General features: G+C 57.8%; 19 protein-coding genes. 3 read left to right on the forward strand and 16 right to left on the reverse strand.

Translation table 11 applies throughout. The features are described 5' to 3' along the window. Positions 1–13: 13 nt before the first annotated feature. The 3 genes from E3O25_RS09240 to E3O25_RS09250 are packed head-to-tail and all read left to right on the forward strand — an operon-like array spanning position 14 to position 3,130. Positions 14–886 (forward strand): glycosyltransferase family 2 protein, encoded by an 873-nt coding sequence (locus E3O25_RS09240; RefSeq protein ID WP_134360998.1) that lies wholly within the window; start codon positions 14–16, stop codon positions 884–886. A 41-nt stretch (positions 887–927) separates the two neighbouring features. Continuing rightward, positions 928–2,025 (forward strand): hypothetical protein, encoded by a 1,098-nt coding sequence (locus tag E3O25_RS09245; RefSeq protein ID WP_134360999.1) that lies wholly within the window; start codon positions 928–930, stop codon positions 2,023–2,025. Positions 2,026–2,029: 4 nt separating this feature from the next. Then, a complete protein-coding gene (locus tag E3O25_RS09250; protein ID WP_134361000.1) occupies positions 2,030–3,130 on the forward strand; it encodes a glycosyltransferase family 1 protein in 1,101 nt (366 codons plus the stop codon). Here the strand turns inward: E3O25_RS09250 and E3O25_RS09255 are convergent. From E3O25_RS09255 to E3O25_RS09330, 16 genes are all read right to left on the reverse strand, one after another. Beyond that, positions 3,106–4,266 (reverse strand): glycosyltransferase family 4 protein, encoded by a 1,161-nt coding sequence (locus E3O25_RS09255; RefSeq protein ID WP_134361001.1) that lies wholly within the window; start codon positions 4,264–4,266, stop codon positions 3,106–3,108. The two genes, E3O25_RS09250 and E3O25_RS09255, sit on opposite strands and share 25 nt — an antisense overlap. Beyond that, positions 4,259–5,893, reverse strand: a complete 1,635-nt coding sequence (locus tag E3O25_RS09260) for a DUF2142 domain-containing protein (protein WP_166806008.1) — start codon at positions 5,891–5,893, stop codon at positions 4,259–4,261. Before E3O25_RS09260 ends, E3O25_RS09255 begins: the two co-directional genes overlap by 8 nt. A 116-nt stretch (positions 5,894–6,009) precedes the next feature. After that, positions 6,010–6,981: a UDP-glucose 4-epimerase GalE gene (gene galE / locus E3O25_RS09265; RefSeq protein ID WP_134361003.1), complete on the reverse strand. Its 972-nt coding sequence runs from the start codon at positions 6,979–6,981 to the stop codon at positions 6,010–6,012. Next, complete coding sequence (locus E3O25_RS17915; protein ID WP_134361004.1) at positions 6,978–7,334, reverse strand: DUF2304 domain-containing protein; 357 nt, start codon at positions 7,332–7,334, stop codon at positions 6,978–6,980. Before E3O25_RS17915 ends, galE begins: the two co-directional genes overlap by 4 nt. 7 nt (positions 7,335–7,341) lie before the next feature. Beyond that, entirely contained in the window at positions 7,342–8,037 is a 696-nt protein-coding gene (locus E3O25_RS09275) for a glycosyltransferase family 2 protein (RefSeq protein ID WP_134361005.1), read from the reverse strand. Beyond that, the gene (locus tag E3O25_RS09280) at positions 8,034–8,840 is read right to left on the reverse strand and encodes a glycosyltransferase family 2 protein (protein ID WP_134361006.1); all 807 of its coding nucleotides are present in this window, start codon (positions 8,838–8,840) and stop codon (positions 8,034–8,036) included. The genes E3O25_RS09275 and E3O25_RS09280 overlap by 4 nt, the downstream gene beginning before the upstream one ends. Then, positions 8,833–9,864: a GDP-mannose 4,6-dehydratase gene (gene gmd / locus E3O25_RS09285; protein WP_134361007.1), complete on the reverse strand. Its 1,032-nt coding sequence runs from the start codon at positions 9,862–9,864 to the stop codon at positions 8,833–8,835. The genes E3O25_RS09280 and gmd overlap by 8 nt, the downstream gene beginning before the upstream one ends. An 88-nt stretch (positions 9,865–9,952) precedes the next feature. Then, complete coding sequence (locus E3O25_RS09290) at positions 9,953–11,161, reverse strand: lipopolysaccharide biosynthesis protein (protein ID WP_134361008.1); 1,209 nt, start codon at positions 11,159–11,161, stop codon at positions 9,953–9,955. A gap of 67 nt (positions 11,162–11,228) precedes the next feature. Further along, positions 11,229–12,404, reverse strand: a complete 1,176-nt coding sequence (locus E3O25_RS09295; protein ID WP_134361009.1) for a DegT/DnrJ/EryC1/StrS aminotransferase family protein — start codon at positions 12,402–12,404, stop codon at positions 11,229–11,231. A 47-nt stretch (positions 12,405–12,451) separates the two neighbouring features. Further along, positions 12,452–13,393, reverse strand: coding sequence for an NAD-dependent epimerase/dehydratase family protein (locus tag E3O25_RS09300; RefSeq protein WP_134361010.1), 942 nt, complete (start codon positions 13,391–13,393; stop codon positions 12,452–12,454). 130 nt (positions 13,394–13,523) lie between these two features. After that, entirely contained in the window at positions 13,524–14,753 is a 1,230-nt protein-coding gene (locus E3O25_RS09305; RefSeq protein WP_134361011.1) for a hypothetical protein, read from the reverse strand. Between the two features lie 162 nt (positions 14,754–14,915). Next, the gene (locus tag E3O25_RS09310) at positions 14,916–16,961 is read right to left on the reverse strand and encodes a hypothetical protein (protein WP_134361012.1); all 2,046 of its coding nucleotides are present in this window, start codon (positions 16,959–16,961) and stop codon (positions 14,916–14,918) included. 102 nt (positions 16,962–17,063) lie between these two features. Further along, on the reverse strand, positions 17,064–18,626 hold the full coding sequence (locus tag E3O25_RS09315) for a glycosyltransferase (protein WP_241988555.1): 1,563 nt from the start codon (positions 18,624–18,626) through the stop codon (positions 17,064–17,066). Positions 18,627–18,981: 355 nt separating this feature from the next. Further along, the gene (locus E3O25_RS09320; protein WP_134361013.1) at positions 18,982–21,495 is read right to left on the reverse strand and encodes a glycosyltransferase; all 2,514 of its coding nucleotides are present in this window, start codon (positions 21,493–21,495) and stop codon (positions 18,982–18,984) included. Between the two features lie 74 nt (positions 21,496–21,569). Continuing rightward, the gene (locus E3O25_RS09325; RefSeq protein ID WP_134361014.1) at positions 21,570–22,316 is read right to left on the reverse strand and encodes an ABC transporter ATP-binding protein; all 747 of its coding nucleotides are present in this window, start codon (positions 22,314–22,316) and stop codon (positions 21,570–21,572) included. Further along, entirely contained in the window at positions 22,313–23,149 is an 837-nt protein-coding gene (locus E3O25_RS09330) for an ABC transporter permease (RefSeq protein ID WP_134361015.1), read from the reverse strand. The genes E3O25_RS09325 and E3O25_RS09330 overlap by 4 nt, the downstream gene beginning before the upstream one ends. Positions 23,150–23,157: the final 8 nt, after the last annotated feature.

Below are 23,157 nucleotides of genomic sequence, written 5' to 3' on the forward strand. Positions count from 1 at the left end.
GACTTAGTGCACTATGAACATTGGCCTCGTCATCACCACGCTCGGCCGAGTGCCGGAATTGCGGCGACTTCTTCGCTCGCTGGAAGGCCAGCTCACGACTACGGACGTGGTTGTGATCGTCGCGCAGCGCAACCTCGAAGCAGTTCGAAAACTCGCCAGAGAGTTCACCGCCCTCACCTGCGAGATTGTCGTCACAACGTCACCGATGGGCGCATCACGAGGGCGAAACGCGGGTGTCGAGGCGCTCCCGGCTGGTGTCGACTACCTCCTGCACTTTCCCAATGACACGACCTGGTTTCCCCCCGGCACCATCGCTGGCATTCGTTCCACGCCGAGCACCGCTAGCGCAGGCGCACTCACCGTCACCGATGAAAACGGCCCGAAATTTCAGCTGCCGGCCCCCGGTACTCCGCTTGACCGTTGGAACGTTTGGACCGTCATCGAAATGGGCCTCGTCATTCGCCGCAGCGTGTTTACAATGATTGGCGGGTTCGCGGAGTCGATCGGCACCGGGGCCTCCACACCGTGGCAGTCCGGCGAGGCCACCGATCTTCTGCTGCGCCTGATCAGGTCTGGCCAGGCTGATTCGTTTGTGTGGTTGCCCGCAGAGACGTCAATCGGCGGCATTTCCGACCCGCACGGACTCTCCAACGTCGAGCGCCGACGCAAGCTGCGCACCTATGCCCGTGGTTTCGGCCGCCTACTCACCAACTGGAAGTACCCGCTCTATTGGCGTGCCGCAGCCCTCGCTGGCGGTCTGCTCTTCGGTGTGCGAAATCGCTCTTCTTTTCAAGCGGCGGATGGCTGGTGGGTATTTGTGGGTCGTTTCGAGGGCCTCACCGGTCACTGCTTCGGCACCACGCTGTCGACAGCGGTCGATCGATGAGTCTCGCTCTGCCCCCGCAAATGCGCTTGCGCGGTGCAGCGATGTCGCTGATCACACTGCTCGGCGGTGTGTCGTTGGCTGTGATTCCCGCCGCTACTGTGGCGATTTCAGCTCGTCAGTTCACCCTCGCTGAGCAGGGTGCCATTGCTGTCGCAGTGATGCTCGCCACGTTCGTTGGCCAAGTCACGTTCGCGGTAGTCGTTGAATCCCGGTTGAGTTCGGCAGCGACGGCTCGACGGGTGACCTTCCCCCTCTGGCTGGCCGCGCTTTCGGTCTTGACGGCCGTCATGGTGGGGTTCAACTCGACCAACGCCATCGCGCTGTGTGTCGCCCTACCCATTCTGCTGGCCTCGCTTGAGGTAGGTCGTGGGGTGTCCGTTGCTGAACGTCTGGATACTCGCGAAGTCTGGGCATCCGTGCTCGTCGGGTCGGGGGCCCTCGCTGGAGTACTGGTGGCCTTCACCGCTCAGACCTGGGGAATGATTCCCTTGGTCGCTGGCATCGCGCTCGCCACCTGTGTGCGGTCGCTGCCGGTGTCCCACCAGCCCAGTCGCCCCGACCCGGCAGTGATGGGATGGGTGGTCGCAGACACCTCCATCACCGGCGTCATCTACCCCCTGCTGAACGTGATGATTCTCGCCTTCATCGGTCCGGCCCAGGCCATTATCTTCACCGCCCTCTCAACGGTGTCGGGGTTGCTGGCCATTCCGCTCAACTTTTTGCGACTTCGGCTGCTGAAGGAGCACTCCAGACTCGATATCGGGGTGTCCGGGCTCGCCTTGCTGGGGGCAATCGTTGCACTCGGCATTCTCGAAGCCACCGGCGCCTTCGGTTTCATCTTCGGTTCTGCCTGGTCGCTCAGCGACACGGCCCTGCCGCTCGCCGTTGCCTGCGCCTGGCGAGCCACATCGATTCTCACCACAATCCCATTTGCTGCCCTGCGACGAATGGGGGCGGTTCGCCTGCTGACCGGGCTGCGCGCTATCGTCGCCGCCGTCACCTTTGCCCTCGCCGGGCTGGGTCTCGTCACGCAAAACATCGTCTGGGTATTTGCGGGAATGCTTGTGGCCGAACTCATCTCCGCGGTGATCTACGAGGCTGCCCGACGTTCCCGAACCGCTCGCGCAAGCAAGGACTGACTCGATGCCGCTCCCGCTCATAATGGTCGACCTGTTGTTCTTCACCGGCAAGAAGGGCGGCATGGAATCGTATGTGCGCGAGGTGTACAGCCGAATGCCTCGCGACAACGACGAGGTGCGGTTCATCGCCCTCGCGTCAAGTGAACTCGCCGCCGGCGACACCTCCTGGTTTCCCGGCGACGTGATCGATTCCGGTATCAGCGGCGAGAACCGGGTGGCGTGGGCGCGTGGTGAATTGTTCAGTGTCGCCGGGTTCGCACGTCGCCGTCGCGCCACGCTCATCCACTGTCCGGCCAACCTCGGTCCGCTCATTTCGCGGGTTCCGGTCGTCATGACCATCCACGACCTGCTGCCCTTTCGGCATCCGGAATATGTCCCCGGCGCCTACTCTGTGATCCTCCGCACGCTCATTCGCCTCGGTGCGCGCACAGCCCGCCGTATTCTCACAGTGAGCGCCGCCTCCCGCACCGACATTCGACGCTTCCTTCACATCAGGCGCACCCCAGTCGACGTAATCCCCCTGGCGGGCGAAATGCGTGACGCGAGAATCGGTTCGACCACTGTTCGCCGCACCGACCAATTGCTGGCCGTTGGTAACCGGATGCCGCACAAAAACTTCTCGACGCTGCTGACAGCGCTCGCGCTCCTGCCTGAACAGACGCGACCACACCTGGTGATTACCGGCAGTCACGGCGACGACCCGCTCACCCCGCTCGTAAGTGAACTCGGACTTCAGAAGTGGGTGTCGTTGCGTGGCTGGCTCACGCCCGAGGAACTCGACACGCTGTATGCCGAGTCAACCCTGTTTGTGTTCCCCACGTTCTTCGAGGGCTTCGGACTGCCGGTTCTCGAAGCGATGGCGCACGGCTGCCCCGTGCTTTGCTCCGACATTCCAGTGCTGCGTGAGGTCGCCGGTGATGCGGCCGGGTATGTCGACCCTCATAACGCCGCGCGGCTCGCCGACGGTATCGGCGAGCTCTTGTCATCGCCCACCAAGTTGGCGCGTCTTGCGACGACTGGGCTCGCTCGGGCCGCAGAGTTCACCTGGGACCGCACCGCGCAGCAGACGCTCGAATCGTTTCAGCTGGTCCTGGCAGAACGATAGGCCTGCAAGATCTGGTCGATGGATCGACTGAGACCACCAGCCGTGCGTTCCTGCTCGAACCAAGCCTGCGTGGAACGTCGCAACGGCTCACCGGCGGTCACCACCTTCACCATGGCCTCGGCGAGGTCGCGAGGTCGCACCGACGGTGCGACGAAGCCGTTGACCCCATTGTGAACCAGCTCGGCCGCCGCATTGTCGGGGCCGGCCACCACCACGCTCGGCGTAGCTACCGCAGCCGCCTCGGCGACAACCAGCCCAAACCCCTCACGGCGCGACGGGTTGACCAGTGCCCGGGCCCCGGCCAGCAGGGTGTGCAGTTCGTCATCGCTGACCCGACCGGCGAGAGTGACGACGTCGTCGAGACCCAGCTCGGTGCTACGCGCGGCCACGGCGACCGTTTCGGGCCCGGACCCCACGATCACCAGGCGTAGGTTGTGAATGTGTGTGCGCGCCTCCCGCAGGGCTGGCAGCAGGTCGATGAGTTGCTTGTCGGCGATGTGCCGGCCGACGAAAATCAGGTACGGTTCGTCGCCGCGTTTGGTCGTCACATCGGGAGCGGCACCGACGAGGTCGATCAGCCCCAACGTGACCGGAGCTGCTCCCCGGCGATAGCCCCGAATGCGCGAGCCGGTGAAGTGACTGTTTACGGTGTGCAGGTTGCCGAGGCGAATGGCGACAAACTGAAGCAGCGAGGCGACGGTGCCCATCAGCGCGCCCGAATACGCGCGCCACTGGCGCCAGCCCCACACCTCGAGCCAGTCACTGACCACGAAGGTTTTGCTTCCGGCCAATGCCAGTTGAACTGCGAAGACGTTGAGCACGGGCAGCGCGCTGACGATGACCACGTCATAGTTAGCGCGCTGCGCTCGAAAGTGGCGAAAAAGCGCCAATGCAAACTTCACGGCGCTCACGGGCGTGCGCGTGCCCTCGCTGTTGTAGATCGCCCCGTGCCACACCGGTACGACCGAAAAGCGCGCTTCGGGAGCTGGGCCATCCCACTGGCTGCGCGTTACATAGTCAACCGGGCTTCCCCGTTCGGTGAGCAACTCGGCGATGCGCCGATACACCCGCTCGCCGCCGCCCGAGTTGATTGGAAAGAAGCAGTCGTAGGCGATCGCGACCCGTGGTTCAGCCACGAAGAACGCGCTCGGGTGATGAATCTGCCGCTGTACCGCTCACAGTCGAGTCACCGGCATCGTCGAGTCGGGCCGCGCGGCCGGCCAGCCACCCCGTCCAGACAACGAAGACAATTGAGACCAGAGCATAGAGCGCGACCAAAGTGGGCCAGCCGAGCGGCGGCTGCCAGGCCGGGTTCTTCCACATCTCACTGATCGGCGCAGCACTGCCAACTACGTAACGCCACATCACAGCGACGAAGGCCAGCAGCCCATACGACGCGATCATTGCTGCGCCAATCCAGGTGAGTCGTGTCGACAGGAACGCAGCGCGATCCCCGTCTTTGGCGCAAAGCACCCACGCGGCCAGAATTGTTATGCCGAGATAAAGGAAGAGACCATATCGCCCCTGCCAGATAATTCCCGTTTGGCTCACGCTGTAGCCCTGCACCAACGCCGGTACAAAGATCGCCGCGGCCACCATCACAGCGACGGTGATCAAACCGCGTCGCCTCGAAGCGGTGAATGCCAGAATAATGAGCGTGCCCAGCGGGATGACAAACAACCAATACGCGGTTGTCGGGAGTGGGGCATCAAACCAGCCAAAGTAGCCAATGGCCTGCTGAATGAACCCCGGGGTAGTGCGCAGCACGTGAACAAAGCCCTGCATGAATGAGGCGCCGACGAGCGGTGCGTCCGACTTGTCGGCTTGGCTTGAAAGACTGCCGCCGCTCAAAGTCCACACGATCGAGAAGATGCCTCCGGCAGCGACAAACCCGAGCGGTATATACGAGCGCCCGGTTGTGAACAGCGCCTTGACCGGCTTCCAGCCGGTCGCGATGAAACAGATGCCAACAACGACAATCAGCCAGAGAGGTCCCGTTGCTCGAGCTGTCGCGAGCGCAACGGAGGCGATGGCCACAATCATCCAGAGATACCAGCGCGGAAGCACCGACACATCTCCAACCATTTTTCGCGAGTCGAATTGTTCGAGAAGACGAGGAAGGGCCGTCCAGAGTGCAACCGCTGAAGCAATTTCGATGCCATTGGGGTTCATCGAGCCGAAGAAATAGACGACCATTGGGGCCGCCACAAACGCCAGGCCCAACGGCATCCAGCGCGACCTGCGCACAGACATTGCGGCTTGAAAACCCCACGCAACGAACACAGCGGCTAACAAGCCACTCACAATGCGCATCCCGTAGATGCCGGCTGCCCCGTCAAGAATCAGGCTCGGCCAGCCGACCGCGTAGTAGTACAGCGGGTTGTAGGCGCCCACCCAAGTATTGAACCAATCAGTCCCGCTGGCATCACCCAATTCAACGCCACAGTTCGCAGGCTGATCAGGGTGAAAAGCAAAGCAAAGAATGTGCGGATCGTAAAGGTATCCATCCGGAAGATCAACCACCGTGTGTTTGATACCCGGCACCTGATAGCCGATGACCTGCCCGTGCACCTGGGCAACCGCCTTTGTCGCATGTGCATTCTCGTCCGGCACCGAAAAGATCGGACTCGCCAACGACCACAAAGTCGACAGCGCGGCCAAAATCAGAAAGGCAATCCAGAATACTGAGCGCGGTTTCACGTCCCTGCGCCGACCGGCAATCGCGTTCGTGTTGGCGTTCGCCGATGAGGCAGCTTCGTGCACGTGTTCATCTCCGTATCTGTCTAATCTCGACGACCGCACGCTGACAGTGAGCCCCAGGCGGAGCAAGTCGCCATTCCCTGGACGCGGGCCCGACGCGGTCGACCGTTGGGCCGTCGTCAGCTTTTCAACAGCAAGTGAGAATCCCATGCTGAATTAACTATTTCCGCGAGACCACGTTTGGCGACCCACCCGGTTGCCGCCGAGATAGCGCGTGGGTCGGCAACGACCACAGCAGGATCTCCCAGCCGCCGATCACGCACCTCGGGAATGACCACTGAACCAGACCGCGCAATGATTTGATTGATCATGTCGCGAACAGAAGATCCAATTCCCGTCCCGACGTTATAGATATCGTTTCTCGCCGGACCAATTTTCAAGCTGTCCAACGCAACCAGATGCGCCTCTGCGAGGTCCAAAACATGAATATAGTCCCGCACACACGTTCCATCTTCGGTGTCATAGTCGTCACCAAAGATGAGGGGGGACAACCCCTGATCTAGACGTTCCAGGACCATAGGTACCAAGTTCAGAGCAGCCGTGTCGCCCAACTCTGGCCAGCCAGAACCTGCAACATTGAAGTAGCGCAGACTTGAGGCTCGAAGCGCTTGAGAGACAACCGCATCCGAAATTAACCATTCGCCAATGAGTTTGGACTCACCATAGGGGTTCACTGGGTGCTGCGGTGTGCCCTCACTCAGCGACGGGCCCTCGGAAGTTCCATAGACTGCGGCAGACGAGGAGAAGACGACGCGCGACACATCAGCCTTCTCCATCGCCATCAAAAGGTTTGCCAACGAGCCCACGTTCTGTTGAAAGTACCAGGCAGGACGCAGGACTGACTCCGCTACCTGCTTCCGCCCCGCAAAATGCACGACTTGCTTCACGTCGTAGTCCCGCATGACGGATTCGAGCATGGCCGGCGCGCTTGAGCGAGCGAGATCCATTTCGACGAGCGGGACGGAACCTATCCTGCCGCGGATACCCGTCAGCACGTCGTCCACGACGACAACGTCACCCCCGCGCTCACGCAAGAGCCTCACTACATGGGCGCCTATGTACCCGGTCCCACCGGTGACGAGGGTGGTCATCGGTGCATCGAGCCGGGCTCGACGGCTCGCGCTAGTGCCTGCGCACGAGCGAGCTCTGTGACCTGTATGTCGACTCGAGAATGGTGCGCTCGCGTAGCAATCACGTATCCGACGAAACACACGACCAGCCCATAAAGGAGAAGGTCTGCCCCCCGACCAACCCCAAACAGGGTTGCAACGGCATTCGAAAGCTGGGGAAAGACCACTGCGACGGCCGCACAAGCGACGAGGAAGAGGAGTGAAATCCTCCTTAGTGCCAGTCGCCGGGCGCCACGGCCGGGCCACAGGATCAACAATGCAATGGCCCCGAGCCCTAGGAGCAGAACAAGTTTGATGAGCAGTTGGGGATCCATGAGGCCTCTACTTGAGTATCAATTCGACAAGAATATTTACGGAGTTCCACAGCGATTGCCCCTTCGACCGGGAGTAATCCGTGTAAACGATGTGCACCGGTTCTTCGGCGTATCGGAGGCGAGTCCGTCCGATTTGCGCCACAATCTCAGACGCATGAGCCATGCGGTTCTGGCGAACACGAATTTTGGCCAGTCCTTCGACCGTAAATGCGCGCAATCCATTGTGAGCATCTGACAGTCGAACACCGGTCGTCACGTTCGTGAATTTGACCGCCAGTTTAAGCACGGCGCGCTTCATCGGACTCGCATTCGTTCGATTATCCAAGAATCGAGATCCGAGAATAACGTCTAGTTCTTCGTGTCTCAATCGCTCAACCATTCGAGCGGCGTCCGCAGCCAGATGCTGGCCATCGGAGTCAAAAGTTACTGCAAAGCGAGCCGCCGAATCACGAGCGACGTAGTCAAAACCTGTTTGAAGCGCAGCGCCCTGTCCGAGATTGATCGGATGCCTCACGACATACGCGCCGGCCTGTTCCGCTCGCTCAGCCGACGAGTCTGTACTCCCATCGTCCACACAAACGATCTTCGGAAAAGTTAGGAGCGCTTCCGAAATGACATCAAAAATCACGCTCGACTCGTTGTAGAGCGGGACAACGAGCCACGTATCGGTGTTTTCCAGAGCAGGCTCGCGCGGTTCGATCACTTTCCAGTACCTGCCGTAGAAGCGGTGGCGATCTTTCCGGCGCGGTAGGAGACAACGTTACCGGCGACCCGTGTGGCCCACGAAATGGGGCCAAGCCATGCAACGCTTAGGCTCCGCACTGCCGCGGGTAGATACGAGCGTTTTACGTCAAGAGCTTCCGCAGCAGATTTCCTCCGGTCGGCAACGGTCAGCGAATCTGCGTGCCAGCGAAAAGCCGAAACGGCATCCGGCACGAATACAAATCTGCCGACCTTCTTTAGTTGAAGAAATGCATCAAGATCCATTGTGTACGGACGATTCAGTGCAAATCCTCCAATACCCTGAAGCGCGTCGAGGTCGACGAGTGCGCCCGGGTGAGGAATCAAGTTCGGCCCCCACGAGAGGATTAGCGTCGCGAGTTTTCCGACACGGTTGGTTCCGATAACGCGCGATTCGGCGTTAATATAGTCGCAGGCGCCGTAAGCCACCACCACGTCTTGGTGCTCTTCCGCCCGGTGAAAAAGAGCTCGAATACCAGTCGGCCGTAGCAGGTCGTCATCGCCCAGCCCAACATAATACTTCTCACCTGCTCGCGCGGCGATTCCGGCGTTCATTGCTCCCGCAAGTCCTTGTCGCGGGTCGTCGATGATTTCGGCGCCGTGTTCAGCAGCGAGCAAACGAGCCTCCTGAGCGATCACCGGCAACACCACGATCAGCCTTAAGTTCACGACCTTCGCAGTAGCACTTACACTCGCGAGTGCTTCCTTTAACGAATCGATTCTCTCGCCGAGAGTCGGCAGGACGACCAACAGGCTGTTAGCCATGCTTGACTACCTTGTCGATCCACGTTCCACCGCCGGCGGCAAGCGCTGCAACGTCGTTGTCGACCATGATCCGCGCCAGCTCGGGTGTCTTCACTTGCGGCACCCATCCAAGCTCCGACGCGGCCAGGCTCGGATCGCCCACGAGCGCGTCAACCTCGGTCGGGCGGAGGTAGCGCTCGTCAAACTTGACGTACTTTTCCCAGTCGAGCCCGACATGCTCAAAAGAAAGTTCCAGGAAGTCTCGGACGGTATACGCAGCACCCGTCGCGACGGCGTAGTCCTGGGGAGTGTCGTGTTGCAGCATTCTCCACATGGCCTCGACATACTCCGGTGCGTAGCCCCAGTCACGAACAGAGTCGAGGTTTCCCATGTAGAGCTCAGTCTCTAACCCTGCTGCGATGCGCGCCACGGCACGGGTGATCTTGCGCGTGACAAAAGTCTCGCCTCGACGCGGCGATTCGTGGTTGAAGAGAATTCCATTGACCGTGAAAAGACCATAGGCTTCGCGATAGTTCTTCGTGATCCAGTAGGAGTAGACCTTGGCGACACCGTACGGTGACCGTGGATAGAAGGGAGTCTTCTCGTTCTGCGGAGGCGGCGTAGCACCGAACATTTCTGAACTACTCGCCTGATAGAACCGGCATTCCAGCCCGGTCACGCGTACGGCCTCGAGCAACCTGACCGTTCCGAGTCCGGTCGTGTCGCCAGTGAACTCAGGCTCATCGAAGCTGACCCGAACATGCGACTGGGCGGCCAAGTTGTAGACCTCATCGGGACGAATTGCCCCGAGAAGGGTGACAAGGCGTGAACCGTCAGTCAAGTCACCATAATGAAGGGTCAGATTGCCGCCTTCAACGTGCGGGTCGACAAAAAGATGATCAATTCGGGAGGTATTGAACGTGGATGCACGGCGAATGAGGCCGTGAACTTCGTAGCCTTTGGACAGCAAGAGCTCCGCCAGGTAGCTGCCGTCTTGTCCCGTAATTCCTGTGATGAACGCGCGCTTTTTTCGAATCTCACTCATGGGATATCTGAATACCGTTTTTCATTGTTCGTCGGTCATGAAGACCGCTCTAAGAACTCTGGTCCCTCCCATGATACTCAAAGGTCTGTCACGACCGCCGTCCACGCGTCCTCGGGGGACCAGCCAGAGCACGAATATGCAGAATCGCGCCGAGGACCGGACCGAGGACCAACGATAGAAGAACCCGTTCCGGAAGGGGAAGGGGAAGAAACAGAGCGGCGCAAGTTGTTAGAGCTGCAACGAGCCAACCGACCGTATATATGAGGTGTCGCCCTCGTGCTAGCAAGGCAGCGCCACTAATGCTGATGACGCCAATGAGGCCGGCAGCAACCGTCGCCCCGCCGATAAACGGGCCGCCGGCTTCATACTCATCACCAAAGAAAAACACGAGTAGGGGCGGGCCGACGACGGTCGCGAGTGCTCCGAGAACAGCCGCGAAGCCAAGAACCGCGCCCATCGCCCGAAAGACGACCGACAGGCCATGGGCGCTCTTGTCGACAAAACTTGCCACAATCATTCCCATGAAAGCATTGAGCGGGAGCATCACTGGCGCCCTGGTCAAAGTGACGATGAGAATAATGATGGCCAGTTCAGTGGCGTCCTCATTTCTTGCGATGCCCGCGAGGACCAGGGGAAAGCCGGTCACAATGACGGCACTCGCGCCGGACGCCAAGACAGCTTGCAGGGAGTTTGCAACGGATCGCCAGAGAGGCGCATCCAACCGTGTCGTTGCGGCAGCGCGAAACCTGGAGCGTAGCAAAAACATCACCCAGGTGACCATTCCCAGAGTGCCCGCAGCGGCTAACCCGGCGACGGACAGCGCAAGAAAAGCAACGATGCAAATGAGGAGTAAACGGACAGCCGCCTCAGCGATGAGAAGCCCGGAATATGAGTTCCAGGTCCCGAATCCGGCAAGCACGCCGGCGAGTGTCGCGTGTCCCGCATAAAGCACCGTTCCCGCCGCGATCATGGCCACGAATAGTGCCGACTGTTGTCCGAAAATCGACGGTGCCCAGCCGAGTGATGAGATCGCGACCACTGCCGCGACAAGGAAGCCGACAATTATCCCGGGATATATTGCGCGGGCGCCGCGCACTCGCGGCGCCGACCCTGACAGCATGACTGTCTTGACGCTTCGCGTTGTTTCCTGCTGAACACCAAATATTGCGCCAACAGCAAGGTAAAGTCCCGACCAGAATACTGAGAAGCTCAGGTACTGCTCGGGCCCGAGCGCACGGGCCGCGACCACGAGTATCGCGTAACCCCCAGCAGCCACGAAAACAGAAGCGACTGCCACTGACGCTATCGAACGCCTCGCACTCACCCGAGCACCTTCAAAGTCGTCCCGCATTTTAGACAGGCGGTCAGGAGATCCCCTCAATGGTATCGAGCAGAAGATCCAGTTCGTTGGGAATAGGAAAATGGTGGTTGCCGACGAAGAGGCCGTCAACGTGAATTTTGTCGGCTGCTGGGAGCGATGGGGGAACGACGGCATTCAGCTGAGACATGACCGGGTTTCTCGCAAAATTCCCGGCCACAACGGGACGTGACTCAATTCCAGCCGCTGTCAGCGCCTCAACTACTTCCGCTCGTCGTCCCGCAAGTTTGTCCTCAAGAATGAGCGAAAAACCAAACCAGCTACTTTCTGCTGCCACGAATTGCGTACGGACATCCGAACGCCCAGCAAACCGCTCAGCAAACAAGTTTGCATTCGTCTGACGCCCGGCAATAAGTCCTGGCACCTTCTTGAGCTGTTCCCGGCCCAAGGCGCCGGACATCTCTAGCGGCCGAACGTTGTATCCGGGTAGAACAAAACGAAAGTGGTCCTCGAAGGCAACACCCGTTTTCGGAAAAATTAGGTTATCTGCAGGTAGGTCCCGGGTCCAGCCATGCGCCCTCAGCGACAGCATCGCCTGATACATGTAGAGATCGTCAGTCAGGATCAGTCCTCCTTCCATCGTCGAGATGTGATGAGAGAAGAACGAGCTAAATGTTCCGGCCAGGCCGAACGTCCCCGTATAACGGTCCTCTATTTTCGACCCCAGCGATTCACAGTTGTCTTCGAGAAGAACGAGTTTGTTGTCGGATGCGATGGACGCCAGGCGAGTCAGATCCGCGGGGTTGCCGAGCAAACTGACAGCCAGGATTGCTTTTGTCCGTGGTCCGATAGCCTCTTCAACTAACTGCGGATCCATATTCAACGTGTCGATGTTCACATCGACGAACCGAAGCGTCAAGCCGAGCTGGTGAACCGGAAAATAGGTAGTGGCCCAGGACACAGCGGGCACAATCACCTCGTCGCCGGGATTGAGATCGACATTGGGATTAGCGACCGCTGCAGCAAGCGCAATGAGGTTCGCACTACTGCCCGAATTCACCATCACGGCGTGCTCCGACCCAAAAAAAGCAGCAAACTCTTCTTCGAATGATTTGACTTCTGGACCCATAGTAAATCGACCGCCAGCTATCACCCGCTGGAGCGCGTCGTATTCGGCCTCGTCCCAGGTCGTGGTTGCGAGCGGAAAGCTAGATGCAGTCATTGCGTTTCATTTTCTTTCTATCGGGAACTGGCAAGTCAATGTCCGGTTCAGGAAATCGTTTCGACGTAACGTGCATAGGCCCGTCGCATTCCGTCAACAACCTCCGTTTGCGGGTTCCACCCGAATTGCGCTGCCACGGCGGAGGACATCAATTTCTGATGCATCCCCGCTGGCTTGCTTGGATCCGTGACAAGATTTCCCTGATAGCCGACAACGTCCATGGCTGCTTGGTAGTACTCAAGAACGGAATGGTCTCGCCCAAACCCTACATTCATCATTTCGGGCCAGGAACCCATTTCATCGAGATGGGAAACCAGCCAATCCGCCAGGTCGCCAACGTAGGTGAACTCACGCCGCGCTGTTCCGTCCCCCCACACGTCGATCGATTGAACCCCCGATTGTTTGGCTGCGTGCACTTTCGCCAGTGCAGCCGCGACGAGATGCCCCTCGCCGAGAGAATAATCGTCGTCTGGACCATAGAGATTGGAGGGAATGACCACTCGATACTCCAGGCCGAACTGCGAGGAAACGTAGGCGCAGTACTTGGATGCGGCAATCTTCGATAGTGCGTAGCCTTCGTTTGTCGGCTCAAGGGGCGCGGCAAGTACATCGCCCTCGACGAGGGGCTGCCGGTAGTCCCTCGGGTACATGCATGAGCTCCCGAAGTATACGAAACGTTTGACTCCAAGGTCTACGGCGGACTTGAGCACGCTGGCGTCAATGAGAATATTGTCCATCAGGTAGCCCGCCGGGTCTGCGATGTTAGCCGCTATGCCCCCAACTCGGGCCGCGGTGTGAAGAATCACGTCGGGTCGAAGTCGTTCTATCATCGAACGGGTCGCAACCGAATCCGTGAGATCGGCATCCAGCCGCGTCACGGATGTCAGCTCCCCCTGGATATTCTGAGAAGTCCACGCCGCTCGGATGCTGCCCGCCAGCATGCCATTGCCCCCAGTAAGTAGAGCCCGCATGGATTTCTCCCATTCCATTGAGTCCTCGTCCAGGGTAGAGAAGACCAGACCAAGTTTAGTCTGCGCGCTTCGTAGCGGAGGACACTCATCCTGCAACGGCGCGCTGGCCTGACGCACGCGTGATAGCGCAATTCAGGCTTTGCCGTATTCATCCCGCGGGGATACGGAGGACTGCAATGTAGCTGACGATGGCGATCACGGGCATCAGATAGCCCAGCCAAGCTTTTCGCGCGAAAAGGAGGGCTAGGCAAGCCAGGAAAAACGGAAGCAAAGAAATACCGTATCGCGCCGGCATCGTGAAATAGAAACCATTGGTTATTACTAGGGCAATGGCCAGGATCGGTCCGGCCACGAGCGCAACCGCAACCGACGCCAGTGCAAGTGCTTCAGCATGCGATCCCTTCCGGGCTCCTAAGAGGAGTCCAAATACTCCCCCAACGATTGCCCAAGTCATAATGACCGCGGCGAGCCAGGCCCCAAACCCAAACCCATTTGGATCCAACGCACCAGTTCCAACTCCCGGAATGTACTTAAAGAATTCACCCACGAGTGACTTGATGGATATCGGAGTCGAAATCCCCTGATCTGGCGCCGGCCCAACTGCTATCAGGTCTCGGATAATCATCCAAAGCACCTGAGCAACGACGGCGCCAATGAGCGCTACCGCCGCAGTTCGGGTCCAAGCGTCTATTAAGAAACCTTTGACCCGCGATCTCATACTCGAGCTCGTGCGGAATGCATTCACGCCCGCCGCGATGAGGAGGAACAGTGCGGCAGCGCCAACAGCCATAATATTCTGAAGCTTGAAAAGCGGGAGCAAGATTGCGGAAGCGGTAAACAAGAAAATACTAAACTTCTTGCGCTCCACGACGAGCGTTGCGGCGAAGAGCATGAGCGCCCCACTGAACAGCCCCGTTGCATCGGTGCTCACATATGTATTTGACCAGTAGGCAGGAAGAGACCCGACCATCAGGAGGGACACACCCGACGCCACAACGATCGGGACCTTCCACCTTCGCAGGGATAGGTAGAGGAGGATCGCAGCGGCAGCAAGCCACACCCATCCCGAAATGCGACCTGCATCGGTAAGATCGACCACGCCAAGTGAAACAAGGGGCTGGGCCATTGCTCGCGTTGCAACAAAGTAGAGCGGCGTGTAGAGATCAGCCGACGTCATCCCGGAGTTTGGTAGGCGCGGATCGTCGTTCAGTGCAGGGGTGGTGCACATGTCTGGGGGAAAGCTGCCCAACACGCGCACCCCGTTGCAAGCCAAGTAGCTGCGAGCATACGCGCCAACGTCTTCACCGCGATGGACGACAAGCTGATCCGGTACTTTTGCAAGATAGTCGATGTAGACGTATTCGTCGACGGGAGACACAGTCGAATGTTGTGGGACCTGCCAGAGGACCATGCCTAGGCTAGCTAGGGCCATGACAACACAGACGAGCCTTTCGATATATCTGATCCTATTCTTGGTGCCTGAAGGCTGACTTATCTGCTGGTCAATAATTGAAGTCACTTAGTTCTAACTACCCAACAACTACTTGACTACGATTGTTGAGCAACCGAGCGGAGCACTCTCACCGGGGCCAGTATTAATTGCATACGTGCAGACCGTGTGTGACCCGGCAGACGCGGGGACCGCATAAGCGAATCCGTGACCGGCACCATATTGCGGGAAGGCACGTGCGATATCCTCACGTTCCAGTGACGCGGAAGCCCCCCCTACTGTCGAATCAACGTACACGTGAACCGCTATGGGATCTCGTGTATCTGGATCCAAGGCCCAACCTGCAACGGAAATCACGCCGCTCGATACGGAAACCGCGTCGACGGACCCAATCGGAGATCCACTCATCGGTGTGATCAGGCGGCATCCAAGCGTGCTGTTTGATTGCGGGGTCCCTGAATCTATGCCGTAAACGCAAACAGTTTGTGAACCCGGGGTAGCTGGCATGGTCGTTGAGTAGCCGTGATTGTCGCCGTACCCAGGAAACGCGCGACCAATGTCACTCCTTGGCTGGTCTGCCATCCGCGCCACACCGGTTGTTCCCGCATAAACATGCACTTCAGATGATGCAACGGAGTCCGGGTCAAGTGCCCAACCAGACACTGTGATGGCGCCCGGGCTCATGACCACTGAATCAAGAGAACCTAAAGGCAGACCTCCAACAGAAATCGACTTGCACCCAAGTTGCGCGTTCGTTCCTGAACCAGATATATCTATTGCGTACGCACAAATTGTGTGCGCGCCCGTCCCCAGTGAAAACGTGCTGGAGAACCCGTGGGCATCCCCATACGCCGGGTAGATTCGACCAATGTCGGAACGGGCCGCATTCGCAGTAATACCTGAAACTGCAGAATCAGCATAGACATGCACTGGAATCGATGCGGAGGAGTCCGGGTCTAAAGCCCATCCTCTCACCGTCACCTCACCGGCCAGAACGTTGACCGAGTCAAGCGAACCGAAGGCAGAACCGGTCATTCCGACGACATTTCGACAATCAAATTGAACGATGGCGCCCGGCCCTTGATTTATGCCGTAAACGCATACTTGCTGCGGGCCGATTCCTTGTGCCGCAACAGTCACATCGAACCCATGCGCTGATCCTACCGAGGGCCAGGTTGCGCCCACGTCGGGTCTGTCATTGCTCGCGGTGATATTAGTACCGACACCGTTGACATATATGTGGACCTGAATGGAATTTGCAGTGTCAGGGTCGAGCGCCCAGCCCGCGAGTCGTATCCCACCAGGGACGGCCGAGAACACATCGAGGCTAGCAAGAGGATTGCCTTCACGATTCGGGGACCCGAACCAATTGTTGTAATACACCCAGAAATTTCGATTCCCGTATGAAGAACACGCGTCACCAACGCCGCCCAGGTTCGCCAACGCCGCAGCGTTCGGCTGATACGGCGTGTAGTAGTAAAGAGATGCGGTGGCACGATTCTGGATCACGACATTGCTTGATCCACAGGCATTGTTGGGGTGGAAACGCACGGCATTGGTCTGTCCCACCTTGATCGATGTGTGTGATCCGGCCGGGTTACCATACCAAGCAAACTGTCGGGCTGCGGAGTAGACCTGCATGAAAAAGCCGTAGTACGCGGAGTCGCATTGAGCGGTGTCCGGGCAGCCTTGACCAAGGGCTTTACGCAAGGTCGCCTCGGTCGGAGCCTTGCTGGTCACCAGACCCTGCTCCTTTTGCAGAGTAACGAGTAGGACTTTGGCGCTGATGCTACATGCTTGCTGGACCTTGTAGATCATACGAGCAGCGGATTCATTGGCTTCACCCGGATATGTGGCACACGTTCCGAAAGACAAAGTGGTCGTCGTCGTATTGATACGGAGAACATTCAAACAGAGCGAGTTCTTGCAGGTCCCGATCTGCGCGTCTAAGAAGGCCTGAATTTGGTCCTGGGACATCGCGTCAGGCGCATAAAACTGCGCATCCGAGATGATGTATCCTGGGTCAAATTCGGCGCCGCTTAGCGCCTCGGCCTTCTGAGGGACAGCCACCACTGCGACTGCGACAAGGCTTGTCAGGACAGCGACTGCGGCAACGCGCATCAACTTGGCCAGCATATTTGTTACTCCGTTACTGGCAATGTACTGAATACAAAGCTCTCGTTCAGGCTACGCGAAAAAAAGTCCGCACGTGGGACTTCTTGCAAAACTAGAGCGAACTCAAGCCAAATACGGGTCGCGCTGCGGGCCAGCCCAGCGGTCGATGATCATCTTCTCTTCGAAGGAATGCACCAAGGGATTCCGCGATCGTGATTCGAAGTGAAAGAGTTCGACCTGCGCCAGCCAGACCAGACGATAGCCCGCCTGTGTCACCTTCTTTGAGAGATCTACATCGTTGAAATTCCCGGGGAACATCTCAGAGAACCCTCCGACTTCCTGGAACACAGTCCGCGGCATGGCTATACAAGCAGCCGTTAATCCCGATGCTTCGCGGTTGATCAGGAGTGACGAAAAGGCACCATAGGTACCCTTGGGCTCGCCAAGGTAGGCGTGAGAAAACTGACCCATGTGGTGAAGGTGTCCTGCGTGTTGAATGCCGCCGTCTTCAAAATAAAGCATAGCTCCAGTCATCCCCACGTCTGGTTCGTTCAGGGGTGCGATCAGATTTCCGACCATCTCGTCGCTGAGCGCTTGTACATCGTCGTTGAGAAAAAGGAGCACTTCCCCCCGAGCAGCCAGGAAGCCTTCGTTACATTTACGACTGAAGTTGAATGTCCCGAAGAATGGAACGAGCGTCAATCGATCCCCCGCCAATTCCGCAAGGTCAGCCAACGCCTCCGCAGGCGTATCGGCGTCGAAGACGACTACGATCTCGAGATCCCGATGGTTGGTTGTTTGGAGGACAGACCGAACCGCATCGACTAGGAAAACACGGTTTTCACCCCACACCTCGCCGGCCGTGCCTCGCGTAGGAATAATAATACTGACGGATTTGTCGAGATCCGGCTCCCGCTCGATCCGATAAGTGCCAGGAACGGGGCCGTGCGTCGCGTGACCGGCGATGCCGACTCTTTCTAAATGAGCGTCAACCGCCCGAACGCCAGCATCCCAAGCGTAGGGTTTGTTCTCCGCCAATTCAGCTGTTGACCCGGGGACAACCCGCCAGTGATAGAGCACCTCTCGAATATGGACGATGTGACGTGCATTTTCGGTGACTCGCAGCACCAGATCATGATCTTGTGACCCCTCAAAATCGGCGCGAAAATTGCCAACTTTCCGCACGAGATCGGCTCGGAGAACAGAAAAATGCCCAGTGTACATTTGGCCGCGCAACCGCTCCGGCGACCAATCCGGCTTGTCGAACTGATCGAAAAACTTTCCATCCGGAGACACCTTGTCTTCGTCGGAATAGACGTAGTCAACATCGAATCCCGACTCAATAGCAGTGGCAACAGTTTGAAGTGCATTGGCTGCGAGGAGGTCGTCATGGTCAAGCAATGCAAGAAACTCGCCCTGAGCGACCTCAATAGCGTCGTTTGATGCCACAACAATTCCGCCGTTCGTTTCGCGCGCTAGTACGCGAATGCGTGCGTCGCGTTCAGATGCCGCTAGCAATGCTTGCACGACAAGTGGATTGGGCGATTTATCGTCGACCAATATCAACTCCCACTCGCTAAATGTCTGCGCGAGCACCGATTCGATGGTGTCGTGAAGTACGTCGAGTGGCGTGTTGTAGACCGGTGTGATGATCGAGAAAAGCGGTTCGGATCTCTGGATTTTCATTTGGTGATTCGTCTGAGCACACGACGCCCGAATACGACTGGTTTCATTACCAATCGGCCGACTCGCCAGGTTGTTGATCGTCGCGTCATGTACAGGTCGTGCACTCCTCGATCGCGAACGTGCCCAAGGTCGATCTTGGCTTGCATAAGTTCGGCACGAAGGCCCAATTCCAAATCGCGGCCGATGAGCTGCGAGTGTGTAAGGTCCCGAATCGACGCGACCAAGACATCATGCTCCGCTCTGAGTCGCGCTACTTCGTCGGCTAAGAAGTCGGGGCCAACGTTGTCGTCCGCGTTCATATCTTGATCCTCATTGTTCGTACCGCGCTGGTAATAAAGTCATTGGTGAGCTCCCCTTACTCGGCGGGCGGCCGATTTCGATCCTGGCGTGCGCGGATCCGCTCCACGACAGCAGTTGGACCGCCTTGTTGAAAATAGTACGCGGCGCGCTCTATGTCGCGGCGAAGCCCTGTGCTGCGAGACGACTTGGCTTTGGGAATACCGTTGGGAATTCCCTTCAAACTCTTGCTCTTGCCACCCTTCTTGGCGCCTTGCTTATCAGCGGCCTGTTGTGGGTTGCGGCAGAATTCTACCAGAGGCGCCAACGCCTTGTCCCAGGTGAACGATTGGCGTACCCGACTCACATTTTCGCGGGCCGTTGCGATCGCCTCAACATCAAACAGGAATCGTTCGAGGGCCGACTCTAGTGCGGCTTGGTCACGTTCCGGGACCGATGCCCCGAGGGATTCCTTCTCGACGAGACTACCGAAAGAATCACCTTCGGTAGTGACGATGGGCAGCCCCGCCCAGAGGTAATCAAGAATTCGCGTGCGAAACGAGAAAGTAGTTTCAACATGCTGAAAGTGAGTCGACACTCCGACATCAGCCTCAAGAAGATAGTCCTGCCGGTCGCTGTAGGGCACCCACGACTCGTTGAAGAAGACATTCTTGCCGGTGAGTCCGAGCTGCTCGGAGAGAACGCGTGCTGCAGCTACGGCTTCCATCTCGGGAACGGCTGGATTCGGGTGCTTGACGCCCATGAAGAACAAACGAATTGTCGGGTGACGCACTGTCAAGTGAGCCACGGCGCGAATGAGTGTCTCGGGATCGAACCAGTTGTAGATTCCACCGCCCCAGATGATGATCTTGTCGCCCTCACTGATGCCTGGCACCACTCCGCGCAGTGCGGGCTTGCGTTGCACCGGGTCCACACTGGGAATTCCGAATGGAGCCTCGGCAATAAGCGAATCCAGATCATTGTCACGCGAATACGTGTAGGGGTTCACACGGCCAAGCGCTGATAGCTGGCCCAACCAAAAGTGGCGCTGGCGTTCGCTCGCGCACAGGAAGAAGTCACCGAGAAGCAGCTGATGGTTCAAGGCATCCGTCGCCTCGGTCACCTGCTTGTTCCAGACCTTCAGGGTTTGGCCCTTGCCTTGCTCCAGCTGTTCGAGGTGCAGAGGATCATAGACGTCGACGACGAGAATCTTGCTTGACGTCTCCAGGCTCGGGAACAGCGCCAGCGCGTGGCCCTGAACAATAATGACGTCAGCCCATTTCTCATGCTCAACGACTGAGTTCGGGTGATGATGGTCAATCACGCCAACTTCGACTTCATCGTCGAGAGCGACGGCTTTCGTCATACTCAGCAGGCGAACGTCGTGCTCATCAGATAGCAGCTTTGCGATGTTCCATGCGCGAATCGCTGGGCCCGCCATCTGGCGACCAACCGGATCCCCGGTAATGACGAGAATGTGCCGGCGACCCTCGATCGAGAGCTGACCTAGGTTGTCGACGATTTTCTCGTAACCGCGAAGGTACTTCTCAATGGGATAAGCAGGCTCGTCAGTATTTCCGAACAGCCGCTTAAGCTGGCGATCCGTCACCTTTCGCGAGGCCTGCACTTCGGCTCGAGACTGTGACATCTCTGGAAGAAGCTCAACGAATTGATCGACCGCGTATATACCGGCCATTGTCTGCTTTGAAATCGGTAGCGTCGGCTCGGCATCGTTGCCGGGGACTCGAAGGTCTAGGGACGCAGAATCATGCTCACCGCGGGCAACGGCGCGTCGGGTTGCAAGTAATAGCGCGCCTGGCAAAACCTGCGCCAGGGACTCATCGTCGAGGTTCTTGTAAAGGGCGTAAAGGGCGTTGCGCTCGAGCAAATACGTCTCGCGAAAGTTGCCGAACTTGTTCATGGAAGCATGGTGCTTATGAAAGGCCAATGACTTCGGTTGAAAACGAAACCTGTAGCCCAACAAGTTCAGGCGCCAACCGAGATCCACATCGTCGTAGAACATAAAGAAGCTGTCGTCGAAACCGCCGAGCTCCTCGAACACAGATGCACGGATAAACATGGCAGCACCCGTACCAAACAGAACATCCCGTTCATCGTTCCAAGCGCCACGGTCTGTCTCGCCCGCATGAGGTTTGTATCCCATGCCGTACCAAGTGATCGAGGCGCCGACATAGTCGACGCGGTCACCCTCCCAATCGAGAACTTTGCTGGCGACGGCGCCGATATTGTTTCCGGTAGCGAAAGTGGCGATCGCTTCCCTGATCCAGCCCGAGTCGGGTTTGGCGTCGTTGTTGAGAAAAGCGATGAACTCGCCGGTAGCCCTCGAGACGCCCAAGTTGCATCCACCAGTGAAGCCGAGGTTTTCGGCGGATTCGATCAGGGTTATTTGCTCGCCAATGACTTGGAGCTTTGCCAGGCTGTCATCACCGGAACCATTTTCAACGACGATGATTTCGAGCAGCTCCGACGGCCAATCCAATGTCAACAGACCCTGTACACACTCGATCGTGTCTTCAGCACCCCGAAAATTGACGAGGACGACCGTTACAACACCTGTACGTCGCTTTTTCACAGTGATACCTCACAAATAGATGACTAAAAATGGCGTCGATGCCTGTGCTGCGCTAGCGCAGCACACCCGCACGATTAAGCTGCGGACGCACCCGGCAATGATTTGAGGTAGGCGTCAATTATTTCGTCAGCCGGACCGACCTTGACGAGCTCGCCGTGGCTGAGCCACGCTGCACTGTCACACATTTCCCGCACGGATTCCATAGAGTGGCTGACGAGGATTACGGTTCGTCCCTCATTCTTGAAATCAACGAATTTCTGCGCACACTTCGCCTGAAATTCTGTGTCGCCCACGGCCAGAACTTCGTCTACTACGAGAATGTCGGGGTTTACGTTGATGGCCACGGAAAAACCGAGCCGCACGTACATTCCCGACGAATAGTTCTTGACGGGCTGGTCGATGAACTGTTCAACTCCTGAGAAATCGACGATTTCGTCGAATTTTCCGGTGATCTCTTTCTTGGACATTCCCAAAATCGAACCGTTCAAAAAGATGTTCTCTCGGCCCGACAATTCGGGGTGAAAACCAGAGCCGACTTCAAGAAGCGCAGCGATCTTGCCGTTGTAGGTGATGTTTCCGGTCTCGGGGTAGTAGATCTTGGCGAGGCATTTCAACAGAGTCGACTTACCCGACCCGTTGCTACCGATCAGGCCAAAGGTCGAACCGACCGGGACCTCAAAGCCGACATCTTTCAAAGCCCAAAAGTCTTCGTGCACGGACCGCCGACCGCGCATGATCGCAGATTTGATCGATTGATTCCGCTCGTGATAGAGGCGGAATTTCTTACTGACGTGTTCAATTTCTACGGCGATTTCGCTCACAGTGCTTCAGCCAGTCCTCTCTCGCTCCGTCGGAAGATCCACAGTCCCACGGTGAACGCGGCCAATGCCCAGATCGCGCAGAGTAGAAAGTCCTGCGGATCTGGCCACCGGTTGTCATACAAAAGCTGACGGAACACCGCAACAAATCGCTCGAGAGGGTTGATGCGGTATACATCGAGGATCGTTACCGAGGTGCCGAAGAGACCGCCAAATTTGTCGGATTGGACCGTGACGAGGCTGATGGGGTAAATGATCGGAGTCAAGTACATCCAGATTTGCATGATGATCGAGACAAAATACTGAGTATCTCGGAAATGCACGTTTGCCACGGCAAGCATGAGTGCGATCCCTGCCGCGAAGATGGCCAGCAGAACCATCGTCAGGACGACAAGAGGGAGCCACGGCCAGACGAAAGCTCCGCAGATGACGAGCACGACGACGAGTACGCCCATCTCAAATAGCCAGTTATATCCGACCGAGCCGACCTTAGACAGGGGCAGCACGATTCGCGCGAAGTAGACCTTCTGCACAAGGCCAACGTTCCCCAAAATGGATCCCATGCCTTGCTGCACCACATTTGAGAAGAATGCGAACGGGAGAAGCCCGCAGAGCAACCAAACGGCAAAAATATCCAGCCCGCTTGGGTCGCCAGCTTCCGGTTCCACTCGAAGGATGAACGCAAAGACGAGGGTGTAAACCAACATCGAGGCCAGTGGGTTCACCAGCGACCAGAGTTGACCGAAAATCGTCCGTTTGTACTGACCGCGAATCTCACGAAGGGTGAGATTGGCCAGGAGCTCTCTCGACTCGAGAACTTCCTTTAGGTATCGCATGTAACCTC

Source organism: Cryobacterium sp. TMT1-3 (assembly GCF_004402315.1).
In the GTDB taxonomy this organism is placed as follows: Bacteria; Actinomycetota; Actinomycetes; order Actinomycetales; family Microbacteriaceae; genus Cryobacterium; species Cryobacterium luteum.

Bases quoted from the DNA above. Each gene is read 5' to 3' on its own strand.
- E3O25_RS09240 (WP_134360998.1), top strand. From the start codon at position 14: ATGAACATTGGCCTCGTCATCACCACGCTCGGCCGAGTGCCGGAATTG.
- E3O25_RS09245 (WP_134360999.1), top strand. From the start codon at position 928: ATGTCGCTGATCACACTGCTCGGCGGTGTGTCGTTGGCTGTGATTCCC.
- E3O25_RS09250 (WP_134361000.1), top strand. From the start codon at position 2,030: ATGCCGCTCCCGCTCATAATGGTCGACCTGTTGTTCTTCACCGGCAAG.
- galE (WP_134361003.1), bottom strand. From the start codon at position 6,981: ATGACCACCCTCGTCACCGGTGGGACCGGGTACATAGGCGCCCATGTA.
- E3O25_RS17915 (WP_134361004.1), bottom strand. From the start codon at position 7,334: ATGGATCCCCAACTGCTCATCAAACTTGTTCTGCTCCTAGGGCTCGGG.
- E3O25_RS09280 (WP_134361006.1), bottom strand. From the start codon at position 8,840: ATGGCTAACAGCCTGTTGGTCGTCCTGCCGACTCTCGGCGAGAGAATC.
- gmd (WP_134361007.1), bottom strand. From the start codon at position 9,864: ATGAGTGAGATTCGAAAAAAGCGCGCGTTCATCACAGGAATTACGGGA.
- E3O25_RS09295 (WP_134361009.1), bottom strand. From the start codon at position 12,404: ATGACTGCATCTAGCTTTCCGCTCGCAACCACGACCTGGGACGAGGCC.
- E3O25_RS09300 (WP_134361010.1), bottom strand. From the start codon at position 13,393: ATGGAATGGGAGAAATCCATGCGGGCTCTACTTACTGGGGGCAATGGC.
- E3O25_RS09310 (WP_134361012.1), bottom strand. From the start codon at position 16,961: ATGCTGGCCAAGTTGATGCGCGTTGCCGCAGTCGCTGTCCTGACAAGC.
- E3O25_RS09315 (WP_241988555.1), bottom strand. From the start codon at position 18,626: ATGAAAATCCAGAGATCCGAACCGCTTTTCTCGATCATCACACCGGTC.
- E3O25_RS09330 (WP_134361015.1), bottom strand. From the start codon at position 23,149: ATGCGATACCTAAAGGAAGTTCTCGAGTCGAGAGAGCTCCTGGCCAAT.